14 protein-coding genes and 1 pseudogene are annotated in these 16,710 nt (G+C 63.3%); 2 read left to right on the top strand and 13 right to left on the bottom strand.

Annotated elements, in window-relative coordinates; translation table 11 throughout:
• The first annotated feature begins 18 nt into the window (after positions 1-18).
• Positions 19-1,501: pseudogene (locus AC0L16_RS04920) on the top strand (NAD-dependent succinate-semialdehyde dehydrogenase).
• A 113-nt stretch (positions 1,502-1,614) separates the two neighbouring features.
• Positions 1,615-2,337, top strand: coding sequence for an alpha/beta hydrolase (locus AC0L16_RS04915; RefSeq protein ID WP_473619450.1), 723 nt, complete (start codon positions 1,615-1,617; stop codon positions 2,335-2,337).
• 106 nt (positions 2,338-2,443) lie between these two features.
• On the opposite strand, the gene AC0L16_RS04910 is transcribed toward AC0L16_RS04915, so the two are convergent.
• From AC0L16_RS04910 to AC0L16_RS04850, 13 genes are all read right to left on the bottom strand, one after another.
• Complete coding sequence (locus AC0L16_RS04910) at positions 2,444-3,385, bottom strand: phosphotransferase (RefSeq protein ID WP_473619336.1); 942 nt, start codon at positions 3,383-3,385, stop codon at positions 2,444-2,446.
• A gap of 21 nt (positions 3,386-3,406) precedes the next feature.
• On the bottom strand, positions 3,407-4,372 hold the full coding sequence (locus AC0L16_RS04905; RefSeq protein WP_473619335.1) for a phosphotransferase: 966 nt from the start codon (positions 4,370-4,372) through the stop codon (positions 3,407-3,409).
• Between the two features lie 11 nt (positions 4,373-4,383).
• Positions 4,384-5,664 (bottom strand): allantoate amidohydrolase, encoded by a 1,281-nt coding sequence (locus AC0L16_RS04900; protein ID WP_473619333.1) that lies wholly within the window; start codon positions 5,662-5,664, stop codon positions 4,384-4,386.
• Complete coding sequence (locus AC0L16_RS04895) at positions 5,657-6,418, bottom strand: DeoR/GlpR family DNA-binding transcription regulator (RefSeq protein WP_473619332.1); 762 nt, start codon at positions 6,416-6,418, stop codon at positions 5,657-5,659. Before AC0L16_RS04895 ends, AC0L16_RS04900 begins: the two co-directional genes overlap by 8 nt.
• A 48-nt stretch (positions 6,419-6,466) precedes the next feature.
• Positions 6,467-8,290 (bottom strand): ABC transporter ATP-binding protein, encoded by a 1,824-nt coding sequence (locus AC0L16_RS04890; RefSeq protein WP_473619331.1) that lies wholly within the window; start codon positions 8,288-8,290, stop codon positions 6,467-6,469.
• Positions 8,287-9,213 carry an ABC transporter permease gene (locus AC0L16_RS04885; RefSeq protein WP_473619329.1) on the bottom strand — a complete coding sequence of 309 codons (927 nt, stop codon included), beginning with the start codon at positions 9,211-9,213 and terminating at the stop codon, positions 8,287-8,289. The genes AC0L16_RS04890 and AC0L16_RS04885 overlap by 4 nt, the downstream gene beginning before the upstream one ends.
• Complete coding sequence (locus tag AC0L16_RS04880) at positions 9,213-10,193, bottom strand: ABC transporter permease (protein ID WP_254026901.1); 981 nt, start codon at positions 10,191-10,193, stop codon at positions 9,213-9,215. The genes AC0L16_RS04885 and AC0L16_RS04880 overlap by 1 nt, the downstream gene beginning before the upstream one ends.
• A gap of 123 nt (positions 10,194-10,316) precedes the next feature.
• Entirely contained in the window at positions 10,317-11,900 is a 1,584-nt protein-coding gene (locus AC0L16_RS04875; RefSeq protein WP_473619328.1) for an ABC transporter substrate-binding protein, read from the bottom strand.
• Positions 11,901-11,941: 41 nt separating this feature from the next.
• A complete protein-coding gene (locus AC0L16_RS04870; RefSeq protein ID WP_473619327.1) occupies positions 11,942-12,280 on the bottom strand; it encodes a hypothetical protein in 339 nt (112 codons plus the stop codon).
• Positions 12,281-12,283: 3 nt separating this feature from the next.
• The gene (locus tag AC0L16_RS04865) at positions 12,284-13,093 is read right to left on the bottom strand and encodes a formylmethanofuran dehydrogenase subunit C (RefSeq protein ID WP_473619325.1); all 810 of its coding nucleotides are present in this window, start codon (positions 13,091-13,093) and stop codon (positions 12,284-12,286) included.
• The gene (gene fhcD / locus AC0L16_RS04860) at positions 13,090-13,998 is read right to left on the bottom strand and encodes a formylmethanofuran--tetrahydromethanopterin N-formyltransferase (protein WP_473619324.1); all 909 of its coding nucleotides are present in this window, start codon (positions 13,996-13,998) and stop codon (positions 13,090-13,092) included. Before fhcD ends, AC0L16_RS04865 begins: the two co-directional genes overlap by 4 nt.
• On the bottom strand, positions 13,986-15,617 hold the full coding sequence (locus AC0L16_RS04855) for a formylmethanofuran dehydrogenase subunit A (RefSeq protein WP_473619323.1): 1,632 nt from the start codon (positions 15,615-15,617) through the stop codon (positions 13,986-13,988). Before AC0L16_RS04855 ends, fhcD begins: the two co-directional genes overlap by 13 nt.
• Positions 15,611-16,702: a tungsten formylmethanofuran dehydrogenase gene (locus AC0L16_RS04850; protein WP_473619321.1), complete on the bottom strand. Its 1,092-nt coding sequence runs from the start codon at positions 16,700-16,702 to the stop codon at positions 15,611-15,613. The genes AC0L16_RS04855 and AC0L16_RS04850 overlap by 7 nt, the downstream gene beginning before the upstream one ends.
• Positions 16,703-16,710 lie beyond the last annotated feature (8 nt).

Raw genomic sequence — 16,710 nt, 5'->3', positions numbered from 1 at the left:
GCAATCGAGGAGCAGGCCATGAACATATCTCATCAGCTGCTGGAGGACGAGCAGGACACTGCCGGCTTCCATAGATTCTCCCACGGCTTGTATATTGGCGGCCAATGGCGCCAATCCGCCGACGGCAGGGAAATCCAGGTCGTCGACCCTTCCACGGAAGCAGTGATCGCCGCCGTTCCCGATGCGACGATCGAAGATGCCGCGGCCGCCGTCGAGGCTGCGGCCAAGGCCGCCGATGGCTGGCGCACGATGGCGCCCCGCAAGCGCTCCGAAATCCTCAGAAATTGCTTTGAGCTGATGACGCAACGTTGCGAGACGCTGGCCACCCTGATCTCGCTGGAAAACGGCAAGGCACTGCGGGACGCGCGTGGCGAGATCGCCTATGCTGCGGAATTCTTTCGCTGGAATGCCGAGGAAGCCGTTCGCATCACCGGCGAATTCGGGATGGCGCCTTCCGGCACCAACCGGATCGTGGTCGACTACGAGCCGATCGGCATCTGCGTCCTTGTCACACCCTGGAACTTTCCTGCCGCCATGGCGACGCGCAAGATCGCGCCGGCCCTGGCTGCCGGGTGCACGGTGATCCTCAAGCCGGCCAGCGAGACCCCGCTCACCGCATACGCGCTTGCCGCCCTCTATCAAGAAGCGGGTGTCCCACCGGGAGTTGTCAACGTTCTGACAACCTCCAATCCCGGCCCGGTGACGGCCGCGATGCTGGCCGATCCGCGGGTGCGCAAACTCTCCTTCACCGGCTCGACCGGCGTCGGGCGCGTTCTGCTGGCCGAGGCGGCAAAGCACGTGGTTTCGTGTTCGATGGAACTTGGCGGCAACGCGCCATTCCTTGTGTTCGATGACGCGGATCTCGACGCGGCGGTCGATGGGGCGATGGTGGCGAAGATGCGCAACGCCGGCGAGGCCTGCACGGCTGCAAACCGCATCTATGTCCAGTCCGGCGTTTACGAAGCGTTTTGCGAAAGCCTCGCCAGGCGGATGTCGGCACTCAAGATCGGCGCCGGCACGGACGCGGCCACGGAGTGCGGGCCGATGATCACCAGGAAGGCCGTCGACAAGATCGACCGTCTGGTCAACGATGCTGTCGCCCGTGGCGCGCGGGTGCTGTGCGGAGGCAAGGCAGGCTCGGCAACGGGATACTACTATCCGCCGACCGTGCTCTGCGACGTCCCGGCCGAGGCGGAGATGGCGCATGAGGAAATTTTTGGGCCGGTGGCGCCGATCTCGAGATTCGACACGGAAGCCGAAATCATCGCGCGCGCCAACGACACCGAATACGGCCTTGCCGCCTACATCTCGCGATCTTGCGCGTGGAATGCGGGTGGCATCCAGGATCGAAGTCGGGATGGTCGCTCTCAACCGCGGCTTGATGTCCGATCCGGCAGCACCGTTCGGCGGGGTCAAGCAGAGCGGCCTCGGCCGCGAGGGCGGCCAGCATCACGGCATTGCCGAGTTCATGGAGGCGAAATACCTCGCCGTCAGCATCTGAGCGGAGGAAGAGTGCAAAACGATCCGTTCCGCATCCGCGACCATGTCGCCGATTTCGATCAAATCGTCCAGGATATCGTTCGCCGCAGCGAGGCCGTCCGCGCAACCATCCCGATGACTGCGGACATTGCCTATGGGCTGGATCAGGCCGAAACCATCGACCTGTTCTTTCCCCCGGGCAAAACAAGCGGCCTGCCGGTGCACATGTTTATCCATGGCGGCTACTGGAGAATGTTCTCCAAGCGCGACTACTCATACGTCGCGGCGACGATTACCCGGGCCGGTGCGATTGCCGTCATCGTCGACTATGCGCTGATGCCCAAGGTCAGGATGGCGACGATCGTCGACCAGGTGCGCCGCGCCAAGCGGTGGGTTCTGGACAATATCGCCGACTGCGGCGGAAACCCGGCAGATCTGACCGTCAGCGGTCATTCGGCCGGAGCCCATCTTGCAACGTTCCTGTTCGACAGCGAGCATGCCCCCTCGAATGTGCGGGCCGCCCTTCTGCTCGGCGGGCTCTACGATTTGAAACCGCTCCAGAACTCCTTTCTCGCCAATGAGATTGGGATCACCGATGAGGAAGTCGCCAGGCTTACACCGCTTACCTGTCGGCATGACCCTCAAACCAGGGCGATGGTTCTGGTCGGAGCCAACGAGACGCCGCCTTTCCATCAGCAGGCAGATCGATTCAAAGAGCACCTGCAGCAGCAGGGTTCGCCGGTAACGTCGGTTGTTCTCACCAACCGCAACCACATGGACAGTGTCAGAGATCTCGGCATGCCCCGGAGCCAGGCGGGGGACTGCCTGACGAAACTGATTGCCAACGACGACCGTTGACGGTCCCAGCAGACATGCCGGGCCGTTAACCTGGCGGCTTAGCCGTATGCCGTCTGCATCCAACCTGGCAGCAGCTGGAGACAGATGCCTCCGCGAGAGACACCCGTCAGACCGCCCTGAGATGCTCGACCCATTGCGGGGTCTGCATCACCGAGCGCGCGCGCATATATTTCCACGCCCCGTATTTGTAGAAATCGAAATCGAGCGCCGATACGACGTTCTGCACCATCGCCCAGGTTCCCCACTTCACATCGGCGAGCACCTTGTGCACGACCAGACGAGCTTTCAACCGCGGATTGAACCTGCCGAAATATTCCTCGATGACCTCGGCCTCGACCGCATCGGAGAAGAACATTTCTCCGCACCAGATGCCGAGTTCGTAACAGCGATCATTGTTTGCCGCATACTCATAATCGATCAGCATCATCGACCGATCGGGCGCGATCATGAAGTTTCCCGGCATCGGATCATTGAAGCACGGCACCAGGTCGATGCCCGAAGCCTCGAGCGCCGCCCGCGCCAGCCGGTACTGGCGATGCAGCCAGGCAAAATCCGCGGGCAGCGCGCCTCCGAGCTCGCGCACCTGATCGACATGCTCGTCGATCATATCGAAGACGGTCTTGGTCAGCGACAGCAGGCCCGAATTGTTGAAGCGCCGGTAGAGACCCAGCACCGAGCGCCGCACATCCGGGTCGAGGAAATCGCGGTTGGTACAGGAGCGCCGCCCCTCCATGAAATCGGCGATCTCGACGCCGCGTTCGTCCAGATAGCCGTAGACCGCGGGTCCGATACCGAGCGAGTGCGCACGCCGGCTCGCCTCCGCCGCCGCCTTCCGGTCAATGAACATCTCGGTGCCGCGGCCCGGAACCTTCACGAAATAGCTCCCTGCCTGTCCCGCGATGCGAACGCGCCAGTTGGAATTGCTGATGCCGCCATGCACCGGCCCGTAGCGGAGTTCGCGGCCGGCCCACGGTTCGACGGCACAGATGACGGCCTCGATCTCCCGCTCGGCTTCGCTCACCGCCTCGCCCGGCCGCTTCTCAACCATGTACAGCCTCCTTGCAGTCGCTCAAAGCCGTCTCAACTTCAGTTCGAAGTCCGGATGGCGAAGGGCCATCCGGCAGCGCAGCAGGCGCCATTGCGCGTATTTCAGAAACTCGATGTCGCCGCGTGGCGAGGTCGAGTTCATAAGCATCCCCCAGAGCCCCCACATCAGATCGTCGGCCACCGCATAGGCACGGCAGCGGTCGAGGGAAGCCTGACGGAAGGACCCCTCGAACACCTCAAGCGCCGGCCGCATCTCTTCTTCGAATGGAAAGGCCTCGTTTAGAAGAATGCCGATCTCGTAGAGAGGGTCGACATTGCGGGCTTCGTCGAAGTCGACGAGCTGAACCGCCCCGTCCTGGCTTATCATGACGTTGGAGGCGAGGCCGTCGGCGTGGCTGGGCCGGACATCGTAACCCGCAGCCGTGATCGCGCGCTCGATCTCGCCGACGCCGTCGAGCACCCACCAAAGATCGTCCGGGCGGTCGAGGCCAGCGGCTTGGCAGGCGTTGTCCAGCACCCGGATCCTATCGAAGACCGTCCAGGACAAAGTGAATGGCCGCGCTCCGTGGATCGCCTTTTTAAGCGCGATGACCTGTTCCATCACCTCCGCCCGCCGCAGATCGTCCATGCGCGCGGTTTTCCAACCGGGCGGCAGGAGCTCGAAGACGATCGCGTCGGCGTCTCGCGCAAGGTGCCGCGGACTTGGCGTGCAGCCCAGTCCGGCCGCGATGGAGGCGGCTTCAAACACGGCCTCCAGATCGATGAACGCCTTCTGGTCCGAGTTCACGATCTTCAGGAAAAAGGCCGGAGACGGCTCGTCGACCGCCACCAGCCATGCTTCGCTGTCGACGCCGCGATGCGAGGGCGATGCGATACCTGGAGGAGCTGAGGTAAAACCAATCTGTTTTCCCGTCCAGGCCGCAACAGCAGTGAGCGCCGCCTCGGCACGAACTTCCGCGGGGGTCGAGGCTTCGCCGAGCGTCTTCATCGTCTGGCCCTTCAGTTCTTCAGGATGTTGCCGTCAACGCAGAACCGCCACAGCATCCCGGCGAGCAGTTCCGTCCCCAGGAGCCGGTCCTCGGGCGTGGTAAACTCCGTCGGATGGTGGATGACACCGCCGACGCTCGGCACCCCGATGACGACGGCCGGCGTCACCGCCGACATGCTGACGGCGTCGTGCCCACCGATCGTGTCGAGCCGCAGCACCGTCTGCCCGAGCGATTTGGCGGTCTGTTCGGCCAGATCGATCAGTCCGGCGTCGAATTCTCCTGCTCGCCTCCTGTCTATCGATCGGACTTCGAAAGACGTGTTGGCGCGCCCGGCGCAGGCTGCGATCTTCTGCTTGAACTCCGCTTCGGCCGACGCCAGAAGCTCGGCGCTTCCCGACCGCAGTTCGATGAACATCACCGCCTCTGCCGGCACCACGTTCGGCGAATTGGGATGGACTTCCAGCCGCGCCGCCGAGGTGTGCAGATCCGGACCGGCCTTGTCGGCCATGTCCCTGAGCTCGGCGATCAGATAGGCGGCAGCGAGCAGCGCATCCTGCCGCTCGGCCATCGGTGTGGGGCCGGTGTGGGCCTGCCGGCCGAGATAAGCGAGCCGATATTTGACGGCGCCCCAGAAACGGGTGAATGCCCCGATCCGCAGACCGGCCTTCTCCAGATGGGCTGAACCTTCGATGTGGATCTCGATCAGGGCGTCCGGCACCACGCGAGCGGCCTTGCCCGCATAGCCGATCTCCGACAGCGCCTCGGCCACCGAAACGCCGGAGCCGTCCCGGCGCGCCAGCGCGAAATCGAGGTCGATCTCACCGGAATTGACGCTGCTGCCAAGCAGGCTGGGCTGGAATCGCGCCCCTTCCTCGTTGGTCCAGTTGACGATGACGAAGTTGCATTTCGGCGTTATGCCGGTTTCGGCCACCCGGCGCCGGATCGCCTCTATCGCGCTGCAGGCGGCAATCACCCCATAGGCGCCGTCGAAACGGCCACCATTCGGCTGACTGTCGAGATGCGACCCGCACATGATCCAGGGAGCATCCCTGCCGGCCCAGTCGAGGAATCCGTACATATTGCCGATCGCGTCGACCTCAAGACGCAGGCCTTCCTGCGCAAACCATGCAGCCAGCCAGTCGCGTGCCAGTCCATCCTCGCGGGACAGGGTGAGTCGCGTCATCGAGCCGTCCGGACCACCGCCGAAGGCGGAAACCTCATCCATCATCCGATGGAGGGCTTCGGCGTCGATGCCGGGAAAAGCCGACGGGTCCTTGCGAATTTCAAGCATAGAGCACCTTTACCTGCGCCTGATCCATTTGCGCGGCGAAGTCCGCCTTGAGGGGAGCGTCGGTGATCAGGATGTCGACGTCCCGGAATTCGTATGTGCAGATGGAGCCCTGCCGGCCGAACTTGCTGCTGTCCGCCAGCATGACGCACTGTTTGGAGTGCTTTCGCAGCGCGCGGCGAATGTTCGCCTCGTCCTGTCCGAGGTCCATGAAGCCGAACCTGCTATCCACGGTTGCAATGCTGACGAAGGCGATGTCGAACAGGTGCCGCGTGACGAGATCGACCGGATCCTGACCCATGAAGGCGCGGTAGCTCGCCCTGACGTCGCCGCCGACCGCCACGAGATTGGGATGTCCGGCATCGGCGAGCAGCGCGACGATGTCGAGCGAGTTGGTGTAGACGGTGATATCAGGCCAATTCCTCAGATACTTGGCGAAGGCCAGCGTCGTCGTGCCGGTGTCGACGAAGATCTTGATATGGTCTCTGAGCAGGGTCGCCGCGCATTCGGCGATGCGCGCCTTCTCGCGCGCGTTCAGCCGCATCCGGTCGGCGATGGGCTCGTCGGCGTCCGGGCGCGGCTTGACGCCACCGCCATAGATGCACCGCAGGTGCCCGTCGAGTTCCAGTTGCTTCAGGTCGCGACGAACCGTCTCCCGGCTGACATGGAAATGCTCGGCGAGTGCCTGCACCGAGACGCGCCCGTGCGTCTCGAGTTCTGCAAGTGCGTATTGCAAGCGATCTTCAGGATCGCTCATGCGGATTTCGCTTCCATCGGTATGTTCCTCCCCGTTTTTTCTTGTCCATCATGCGGCGGCGCGGGCCCCCTGTCTTTCAACGAGGAAGCAGGCCGCCAACTCACCGTGATTTCGCACCGTCAGCGTCGGGCTCTCGGCATGGCACCTTTCGAAGGCATGCGGACAGCGGCTGGCGAAACTGCAACCCGGCGGCAGGTCGATCGGGCTCGGCGGCTCTCCTTCGAGCAGGCAGTCCTCCGGCTTATAGCGGCGCTCCTCCAGTGTCGGTACCGCGCTCAACAGCGCCTTCGTGTACGGATGCCCGGGATCGAAGAAAAGACGCTCATTGTCGGCGATCTCGACCACCTCGCCGAGATACATCACGGCAACCCGGTTGCAGACGCGGCGGACCATTGCAAGGTCATGCGAAATGAAGACGTAGGTCAGGCCGTGCTGGGCCTGCAGTTTTTCGAACAGCGCCAGCAGGCGGAACTGCTCTGTCTGGTCAAGCGACGACAGCGTCTCGTCCATGATGAGCACCTTCGGCTCGAGCACCATGGCCCGGGCGACATTGACACGTTGACGCTGGCCGGCGCTGAGCCCAAGCGGCAACTCATCGTAGAGGTTCGCGGGAAGCTCGACCTCGGCCATTACCGCCAGAACGCGATCGCGTATCTCCTTCGCATTGCGCATGCCGTGCACACGCAGCGGATCCTCCAGGATCGCCCCGATCGATGTCCGCGGCGGCAGCGAGTTGAACGGATCCTGCAGCACGAGCTGAAAATCGCGCCGGAACTTCAGCAGCAACTTTCCCCTCAGTTTCGAGAGATCCTGGCCATCGCAGATGACGCTGCCGCTGTCCGGAAACTCCAGGCGGCTGAGAAGCCGCATCAGGGTGGACTTGCCGCAGCCGGACTCGCCGACCACGCCGAAATTCTCGCCCGGCATGACGTCGAATGTGACGTTGCGCACGGCGCGGACCTCGCTGTGGGCCGCGAACGTTCCCCGTTTGCGGACACGGTAGGTGCGGGTTGCGTCGCGTATGCTGATCGTTGGCCTGACCGCGTTCAGTGTACGTGGAACCGCGACTGCTTCGCTCGTCCAGATTTTCGGGATTTGGCTGATCAACTGCAGCGTATAGGGATGCTGCGGCGCGTCGATGAGCCGCTGCGGTGTGTTGCGCTCGACAATCCTGCCTTCGGACAGCACCAGGACCTGGTCGGCCGCCTCCTTGACCGTCGGCAGCGAAGAGGAAACGAACACCACCGCGGTGTCGAAACGCTCCGTCAACTCGCGCATCAGACGCAGGACCTGCGCTGCGACTGTCACGTCGAGCGGCTGGGTGACGTTGTCCGCAACGAGAAAAGCTGGATTGCTGATCAAAGCGTCGACGATCAGCGCGCGCTGCATCATGCCGCCGCTGAACTGGGAGGGGTACTCGTCGAAACGTAGTCGTGGCGAGGGAATGCGGACCGCTCCAAGAAGATCGATGACCCGCTTGCGGGCTTCCGAGGGATCGATGCCGGGCACTACGGCGCTCAGCTTCTCGACGATCTGGCGGCCGACCGGCAAAGTCGGATCCAGCGCTCCCAAGGGGTTGGCGCCGACATAGGCGATCTCCCTGCGCAGCAGGCGCATCTGCCCGCCGGCCAGGTCGAGGATGTTCTGCGACTTGTACTCGAGCGAGCCGGACGAGATGCGCAGCGGCGGGTCGATCCAGTTGACCAGGGCTCGCGCCAGAACGGTCTTGCCCGAACCGCTGGCCCCGATGATGCCGACGATTTCACGCGGGGCGAGATCGAAGCTCACATCGGTGAGGACCGGCCGGGCGCCCGCCCCCGTGCCCACTTCCACGCCGAGATTTTTGACCGACAGAACCGGGCTGCTGTTCACGACACGCCTCCGTAGATCCGGTTGCGGGCCCGCTCGAGCGAAGCGCCCATGAGATTGATGCTGGTCAGGGTAAGGCACAGGAACACCCCGGGCATAGTGGCGATCCACCACGCATTGAGCAGGTACTTCCTGCCATCGGCGATGATATTGCCGAAGGTCGGCGTCGGAGGCTGCACGCCGAGGCCGATAAAGCCGAGGATCGACTCGAAGATCATCATGCGCGCCACGTCGAGCACCGACACGAAGATGATCGGCGGCAGCACCAGCGGCGCGAGCAGCCAGACCATGATGCGAAAATCCGAAGCGCCGCTGAGCTGGGCGGCGCGCACATATTCGCTCTTGCGTTCGGTCATCACGACGCTGCGCGTGACGCGGGCATAGACCGGCCAGCTCGAAAGCCCGAGCACAAGGATGATGGCCGGGATCGTCGGCCGCGATACCCCCAGAACGGTGATTGCGAGGATGATCATCGGGATGGAGAGCTGCGCGTCGGTGATCCGCATGATCACCATGTCGATCCTGCCGCCATAGTAGCCGGCGAGCGAGCCAAGCGAGCAGCCGATGATCAGCATCACCACCACGGTGGACAGGCCGATCAGCAGGGAATAGCGCAAGCCCACCAGACTGCGCACGAGCATGTCGCGACCGATCTGGTCGGTGCCAAGCGGTGCCGCCCAGTTCCATTTGTCGCCGAGGAAGGGCGGCGACTGCAAACGGCCGGCGACGTTCATCTTGGTGGGGTCGATCCCGCTCAAGGCCGGGTAGAGCAGCGCCGCGAGACCCAGTATGGCGAAGATCACGAGGCCGACCCGGAACTCGTTCGACGCCAGCGCCGCCTTCCATATCCGCCGGGACAGGGAAGCGCCGCGCTGCGCTTCCGGCGCGGTTACCTTCAGGCTCAGATTTGTTTGCGCGAGGCTCATCAGTATTCCAGTCTCGGATCGATCAGCGTCGCGATCAGATCGACCGCGATGTTGATCAGGACAAAGATGGCGCTGGTGACGATCGCGATGCCCTGGATCAGCGGAAAGTCGCGCTGCAGCACAGCGTTGATGGTCAGAAGCCCCAGTCCGGGATAGTCGAAGATGAATTCGATGACGAGCACGCCGCCGAGCAGGCCGCTGATCTGGATGCCGAGAAGGTTTAGCAGCGGAACCGATGCATTGCGCAGCGCATGTGCGAAGATGATCCGACGCTGGCTGAGCCCGCGCACGCGGCCGACTGCAATGAACGGCATCATCATTGCCGAGGAAATCGAGCCGGTCAGCGTCCGGATCAGAACCGGCGAAAGTTCGACCGCCAGCACGATTGCCGGCAGGATGGTGTAGGCAAAGCCCTTGTAGCCGATCGCCGGCAGCCATCCGAGCTTCACGGAAAGCAGCAGCGCAAGCACGATGCCGAGCCAGAAACCCGGCAGGGATATGAAGATCGATGACACGTAAAAAGCGACCTTGTCCGGCCATCGCCCGGGGGACAATCCGGCCGGGATGCCGACCAGGAACGAAAAGAGCATCGCGAACACGATCGCCAGAAACGCGAGCTGCAGCGTCATCGGCAGGGTTTCGCCGATAAGGGTGAGCACATCGGCGCGCTCGCCGCGCGTGGCATCCCCGAAACTGGATCCGCCGGTCGAGGCGCCGCTGGCCGGCCGAACGAACGACTGGCCGAGGTCGCCCCTGACGACGCCGCTCATGTAGCGCCCGAATTGAACCAGCACCGGGTCGCGAAGCCCCATCTCCTTGGCGATCTGCTCGATCAGCGCCTCGGGCGCCATTCCGCCCGCCATCAACCGGACGGGATCGCCCGGAACGACGCGAAGCAGGGTGAAAATCAACAGCGTTACAAGAAAAATGATCAGCGCACCCTGGGCCAGGCGGCGGACAAGAAAGCTAATGATGAACATTCCATCTCCTGCGGCGGACGAAGCCCGAGGACTGGTTGCCGGCAGCCTAATTCGTGTGTTCCACCCGGCCGTCGACGACTGTCACGGCCCAGGTTGTTTCTCCCGGGCCGCGGCTGGCGCCAATCAGGCGAACGCCCCCTTCGACGCGTCCATCGAACCGTCCGGATAGATGAAAAGCCCGGTGAGAGACTTGTCCATCGCGTGGATCATGACGGAAGTGAACAGGGAGAACGACGGCACCTTCGCAGCAATCATCGGCATCGTCTCGGTCTGGAGGATCTGCTTGCGCTCCTCGAGTGACGCCGCGCTGCGCTCCTTGTCGAGTGAGGCGTCCAGTTCGGGATCGACAATGCCGGTGATGCGCTTGGATGAGGAATGGAAATGCGTACGCAGCACGAGGTCCGGCTCGGGCGATCCGGTCGACCAGCCGCAGTCGACCATATGGCCCGGACCGCCGCCGGGACGGTCATAGAGACGCTCGTTCCACGCCGCGATCTCCAGCACCGACAGTGTGACGGGGAACCCCTGCTCCTGCAGCATGGCAGTGATCACCTCGCCATACTCCTTGGTCTTGGGATAGAAACCGACCGAGGTGATGTATTCGAGCTCGGGCAGCCCTTGCCCCTTCGGGAAGCCTGCTTCGGCGAGCAGGGCCTGGCATTTCTCCGGGCTGTATTCGGGATAATTGGGTAGGTCGATATAGCCGAACTTCACCGGCGAGATATAATTCGCCGAGGCATGGCCGGCTTCGCCGAGGATTTCGAGCAGCATGGACCGGTCGATCGCGTGACAGGCCGCCATTCGCACGCGCGGATCGTCGAAGGGCGGCTTGGAACAGCGGAACCACAAATACTTGTTCTCGACCGAGACCACGCTGCTGATCGCCACCTTCTCGTTACCCTGCAGGGTCGCCACCTGCTCCGGTTCGAGCCGCTCCACGATGGACGCCTGGCCGTTCATCAGCGACAGCATGCGGGTGGTCGAATCGCCAACGAAATTGAAGCTGATGCCGGGGATGGTCGGCGCCCCGAGGAAGTAGTCCGAGTAGGCTTCCAACACCGTGTCGTTGCCTCGCTGCTCGACGAACTTGTAAGGCCCGGTGCCGTTCAAGCGCTGCGAAAGCGGCCCGCTCGGCCCGGCGGCGATGTCGGTTGCAGACAGCATCGGCAGGTAGGAGGCGAGGAAGATGAACAGGTGCGCCGGATAGCCGCCCTTCGATGTGTCGACGATCACCGTGTAGTCGTCCGGCGTCGTGATCGTCAGCGTCTCGGTCGGCCCCGGATACCATTGCGCCGGCCGGTCTGGCTGCGAGCCGTATTCGAAGGTCGCCTTGACGTCTTCGGCCTTGAATGGCTTTCCGTCGTGGAACTTCACCCCTTCACGCAGTTTGATCTCAAGCTTGGTCGGCTCAAGCAGCGTGATCTTTGTGGCGAGTTCGTAGATGACCTCGTCGGGTTTTTCGACGCGCATCGGCGTGCGCGTCAGGAACCCCATGACGAAACCCTCGATGTTCTTCTGCGACAGCGTCGTATGCGCGGTCGGATCCCAGTTGCCGGTGATGTTCTCGGCCGACAGGAAAACCAGTTGCTTGCCCGCCTGGGCAGCCGCGCCCGAGACAAGGAATTCCGGGTTGATCACCATAAGGCCGGCGCCCGCTCCGAACGCCGCCATACCTTTCATGAAATCGCGCCTGCTTGACTCGCTCATCTGTCGTTCCCCTTTTTCGTTATGTGGTTTTGTGGTTTTCCTTAGGTTATCCAAAACTCTCCGCTTGGCAACACAGATTCTTGCTGCATGCTGCGGATACTGCGCAAGGAGAGACGAACTCGCCCTATTTTGTTGATAATTTGGGCATATTGGCGCAAAAAAGTTCTGCTGGAGAAGGCGAGACGGCCCTCATTGCCCAGCAAAGAGGCACGAAATTGGGTTTTTGGAATCGTGTGGTTTCTTGCAAAACGTCGCAAAGCCAACCCAGAGCGAAATGTCTCACGGGAAGAAATCGGCAGTTCACCGCAAGATGCAGTTGCAAATTTTCGGATGTCGGCCGGAGCACGGCGCTGAAGGCATTGCAGCTTTATCAGCAGCACGCCTCAGCGAGGGAAAAGAACCTCGCCCATGCCCAGCACCGCGTTGTCGCCGCCGTATTTCTGCGGCGCGTTGCCCAGCAGCGGCCGTTTCAAAATACCCTCGGCGATCAGATGACGATCGATGACGGCGGCGAAAACGCTCTCCGGCGCGCCGCATTCGACGAAGCTCGGCGACAGGCTTTTCGGCGCGCGATCGAGGAGGATCGAACCGCGACGCATCAGGTAGCCGGGCATCTCGCCAGTGCCGCCGGCCACCACCAGCGTGCCGGCGATCATGCGGCTGCCGGCATTGTCGCCTGAGCCTTTCAGCACCGCGATCAGGCCGCGCCGCATGCGGTCGGCGGCAAAAGCGCCGGCTTTGCCCCTGACGATCACCACGCCGCCATTCATGCCGGCCAGTTCCCCGGCGAGCGGCGCCCCAAGGTGATCGCCGGCGTTGCCTGTTATTTCAAGCCTGCCGCCGCGCATGCCGGAGCCGGCGTGCGGGCCTGCATTGCCTTCGATCGTCAGCGTGCCGCCGCGCATGGCGCGCCCTGCCTGGGCGCCGGCATTGCCGACGACGCGAACCGAACCGCCCCGCATGGCTTCCGCCACGCGGTCGAGGCGCGTGCTGCCACCTTCGAAGACGATGTCCAGCAGATCGTTGCCAACGATGCGAAAAATATCGCCGACCTTCGATCCATGTTTCGACATGCCGATCTGGATTTTTTCGAAATCGCGCCTTTCGATCCCGGCAAGCCGCTCCGCCGTCAGCAGCGACAGATCAAGGCGCTCCGGCGGCTCGGCGACAAGGGTGAAGGTCAGCGCTTTCACGGCAGCATATCCTTCAGCGAATAGATGAACTTGCCGAGCTTGCCGCCGTAGTTGCCGGCGCTGATGCGAACCGCGCCTCGCTGCGGCCCAAGCTCGATGACGGCCTTGATGCCGGCCTTCATCGCCGCGGCAACGGCATCGTTGGTCTCGCCGTCGATGACGATTTCCAGGACGGCGTTGATGTCGGCGCCGAGCTCGCTCCTGACGACGCCGCGCAGTGTCGGCGCGTAGGCTTCGTTGGCCGAGGCTATCATGCCCTTGTATTTACCGCCGATCTTGGAACCCGAACGGGCGATGCCGCCCGGAAACGGCACGATCGCGCCGGGCACCAGGCCGATCGCGGCAACCGCGGCCTCGGCGGCAGCCAAGGCTTTGGCGCTGCTTTCAGCCATGACGAAGAAATTGCCGCCGCCGACGGCAGCCTTGGTCAGCCCGGTCGTCGCTTCGCACAGGAATTCGCCGTCCATGACCGGAACGCGCCAAAAATGCCTGCCGCCGATTTTCTTGGAGATCTGCCAGCCGTCGCCGAAATAACGCAGCGCCGAACCAAGCTTCAACGCGGCGCTGCCCTCCAGTCCAGCGAAGCAGGCCGAACCCGGCGAGGTCAAGACGCACTGGCCGACGCGATTGAGCAGTTGCTTCTGCAGCTCGTCTGTTCCCATCGCAAAAATCATCACCCGGCAGCCGGGCCGGCCATCCGGTGTCGCCGATGGCGGCAGTTCGACATCGATTGCCGCTTCGCAGCCGCAGCCGATCACCGAGGTGGCGAAGCCGGTCATCGTGATCGCCGCCTGACGCGCCCATTTCCGGTTCGGCGCGGTGATGATGATGGCGGTCGCGCGCATGCCGAACGCCTCGGCAAAGGTATCGTCGATCACGATGCCATTTACGCTCACGTTCGGCATGCAACCTCGCCGAATGGCTGTTCGCGCGCAATCGCCGAATCCGGGAAATTGAACCAGTCCAGCGACAGGCCGTAGCGCTGCTGGTGATAATCCTCCAGACGCCGCAGCATCGCCTTGTCCAACGACGGATTGAGCCTGAGCGCCTTGCCCCAGCGGTAATGGGTGATCTCCCCATCCTGCACGACGAGATCGCCATCCTTGAAGACATACGCCGCCTGCCCCAGCATTTTCGCGATATTTTGATCCCTGCGGTAGACGGCGATGTCGGCAGTCGCGCCGGCGCCCAGATGGCCTCGGTCCGTCAGCCCGAGCAGCCTGGCTGGAGCCGCGCGCGTCATGATGGCGATTTCCTCGAAATTGTATTCGCGGTCGATCGCCGCCAGGGTTGAGAGCGCCATGGCGGAAGGTGAAAGTCCGGCCATCATTTCGGTGCGCGCTTCCCGGCTCATCAGCAGCTCGAACAGAGCCGGGTAGACGGTAAAGGGCGCGCCGTTGGGGTGATCGGTGGTGAAGAAGACACGCCACGGATCGTCGATCAGCAGAAAAAGCTCGAGCCCGATCGCCCACTGCATCGTGCCATAGAAATCCTTGGAATAGCGGTACGGCACGATGCCGCCGCCATTGCCGTCGCCGTCATGAATGACGGATTTCTTCGGCTGCGCACTGCCACGCGCCGAAAACTGCCGCATGACGTCGGAGGAGACGGTGACGGTCTGGCCGAACATCACCTGGCCGATGTCGATGGTGACTTCCGGCGTCGCGTTGACCAGTTCGGCAAGACGCGCCGCAGCCGAGGAAAACCTGCGCTTGCCTTCCGTGCCATAGCCGTAGAACTGGAGATGGGCGAGGTGCAGCGGCAATCCTTCCGCCGCCGCGATCGTCGCGGCCGCCGTGTCCGCCGATCCGGGGCTGCCCAGATTGTTGCAATGGACATGCAGCGGATGCGGGACGCCAAGGCTGTCGACGGCCGCCTGCAGCGTCTTGACGATCTTGCGCGAGCTGACGCCGTAGGAAGGCACCACATCGTCCAGCGAGAAGGTGCGGACGTTTTCCTTGAAGGCGGCCGCCGCACCGGCATTGATCACCTTGACCCCAAGCGCCCGCGTCGAGGCGACCGTCCAGGCGACATAGTCCTCGATCATTTGCGAGGAGGCGTCGTCGCGGATCATCGACAGCAGGAAATCGTCGTTGCCGAGAATGGCGAGCGTCGCCTTGTCGATGATCGGGATGTCGGCCAGTTCGAGATGGGTGTGAAGTGCTGCTCCCGGCGACATCGCCGGCTCGACCACCGTTGTGAAACCCATCTTGGCGTAGAGGCAGCCGGTCTGGAAGGTCGACCAGCCGGCATTGGAGAGCGGCGTCGTCGCCGGTCGCGCCTGGTGCGCGGCATGCTGCTCGGGCAACAGCAGCCGTGCCGTATTCACGTTGCCGCCGCCGATGTGGGAATGGATGTCGATGGCGCCCGCCATGACGATGCAGCCGACAGCGTCGATGGTCCGCTCGGCAGCGCCCGCCGCCGGCGCCGCAACGATCTTGTCGTCGCGGATCCACAGGTCGCCCTTGCCGAGGCGGCCGTTGACCGGATCGATGATGTCGCCGCCGGCGATTTTCGTCAGCATGGCAACGCCGCCTCGGCGGAGACATGACTGGCAACCAGCCGGATAACAGTTGCAGCGGAGGGCAGTTCCGACGCCGCTCGCGCATCGACTGACCTCAGCGAACCGGTGCGGCTGGAATAGACCACCGCCTGATGATCGACGCCGGCTTCGCCGATGGCGATGGTGACTGCGGCGCCCGCGACCGGCTGCTGCGTTTTCGCCAGCGCGATCAGCGCCATGCGGTTCCTTTTCTTCTGCGGCTGGACAGTTGAGGACGAGATCCGCAGGTGCAGGTCGGCTTCGCCGGCAGCGAGCATCCGCGCGACATCGTAACGCCAGGGATCGAATTCCGGGAAGCCGCGCGCAAAGCCGGTGCGCAGTGGAAAACCGGTCATCCAGGTCGAGGCGAGCGCGCTTCCCCAGCCATTTTCGCTGGCCGGCAGATGCAGGCCGGATGCCCGCGATTTGCGGTTGAGATCGGTGACCAGTCCTTGCAGCATCTCCAGCGCCAGCCCTTCGGTCGCGTCGCCTGAAAACAGGAAGACGGGAAAATGCGCAGCCTCTAGGGCTTTGGCGAAATCGTCGAAATTCGATACCGGTTGCGATGCCTGGCGCCCCCTCCACTGCGCCCTCAGTGCCGCCAGCGTCGCGCCGAGGCTTGCCTCGCCGCAGGACAGCAGCGTCGCCGTCCGCCCGTTGCTCAATCGCGGCGCAGACGTTTCGTTCGACCCGACCAGAAAGATTTCGCGCTGATTTTTGGCCGAGAGATCGGGAACCGTCTCAGCAAGCTCGCCGACAAATTGATGATGGATCTGCGGGAGTTCGCCGACGATCACCACGACATCGGCGCGCCGGCGCGTCTCGCCAGGCGCCACGGTCATCGCGCCTTTGTCGGTAAAAAGCGCGACCTCCCGGAAAACTGCCGCGCCATCGGCATGATCGTATGCCGCGCCAACCCGCTCAGCCAGCGCAATCGCCGCCCTGGTGCCGTGTATATCCGTATCCAGGCTGAAAACCGGGCACCGGCTTGACCCCAACAGCGCGGCGGCATGTGCGGCCGCGCGCTCGACCAGCGTTTCCCGGTTGCCGATCCAAGCAACCGCCATTCACTACG

It is taken from the genome of Mesorhizobium sp. WSM4848, assembly GCF_055811375.1.
This window is presented reverse-complemented; position numbering and strand designations above follow the sequence as displayed.

Bases quoted from the DNA above. Each gene is read 5' to 3' on its own strand.
- AC0L16_RS04915 (WP_473619450.1), top strand. From the start codon at position 1,615: ATGACTGCGGACATTGCCTATGGGCTGGATCAGGCCGAAACCATCGAC.
- AC0L16_RS04910 (WP_473619336.1), bottom strand. From the start codon at position 3,385: ATGGTTGAGAAGCGGCCGGGCGAGGCGGTGAGCGAAGCCGAGCGGGAG.
- AC0L16_RS04905 (WP_473619335.1), bottom strand. From the start codon at position 4,372: ATGAAGACGCTCGGCGAAGCCTCGACCCCCGCGGAAGTTCGTGCCGAG.
- AC0L16_RS04900 (WP_473619333.1), bottom strand. From the start codon at position 5,664: ATGCTTGAAATTCGCAAGGACCCGTCGGCTTTTCCCGGCATCGACGCC.
- AC0L16_RS04895 (WP_473619332.1), bottom strand. From the start codon at position 6,418: ATGAGCGATCCTGAAGATCGCTTGCAATACGCACTTGCAGAACTCGAG.
- AC0L16_RS04885 (WP_473619329.1), bottom strand. From the start codon at position 9,213: ATGAGCCTCGCGCAAACAAATCTGAGCCTGAAGGTAACCGCGCCGGAA.
- AC0L16_RS04880 (WP_254026901.1), bottom strand. From the start codon at position 10,193: ATGTTCATCATTAGCTTTCTTGTCCGCCGCCTGGCCCAGGGTGCGCTG.
- AC0L16_RS04875 (WP_473619328.1), bottom strand. From the start codon at position 11,900: ATGAGCGAGTCAAGCAGGCGCGATTTCATGAAAGGTATGGCGGCGTTC.
- fhcD (WP_473619324.1), bottom strand. From the start codon at position 13,998: ATGCCGAACGTGAGCGTAAATGGCATCGTGATCGACGATACCTTTGCC.
- AC0L16_RS04855 (WP_473619323.1), bottom strand. From the start codon at position 15,617: ATGCTGACGAAAATCGCCGGCGGCGACATCATCGATCCGGTCAACGGC.
- AC0L16_RS04850 (WP_473619321.1), bottom strand. From the start codon at position 16,702: ATGGCGGTTGCTTGGATCGGCAACCGGGAAACGCTGGTCGAGCGCGCG.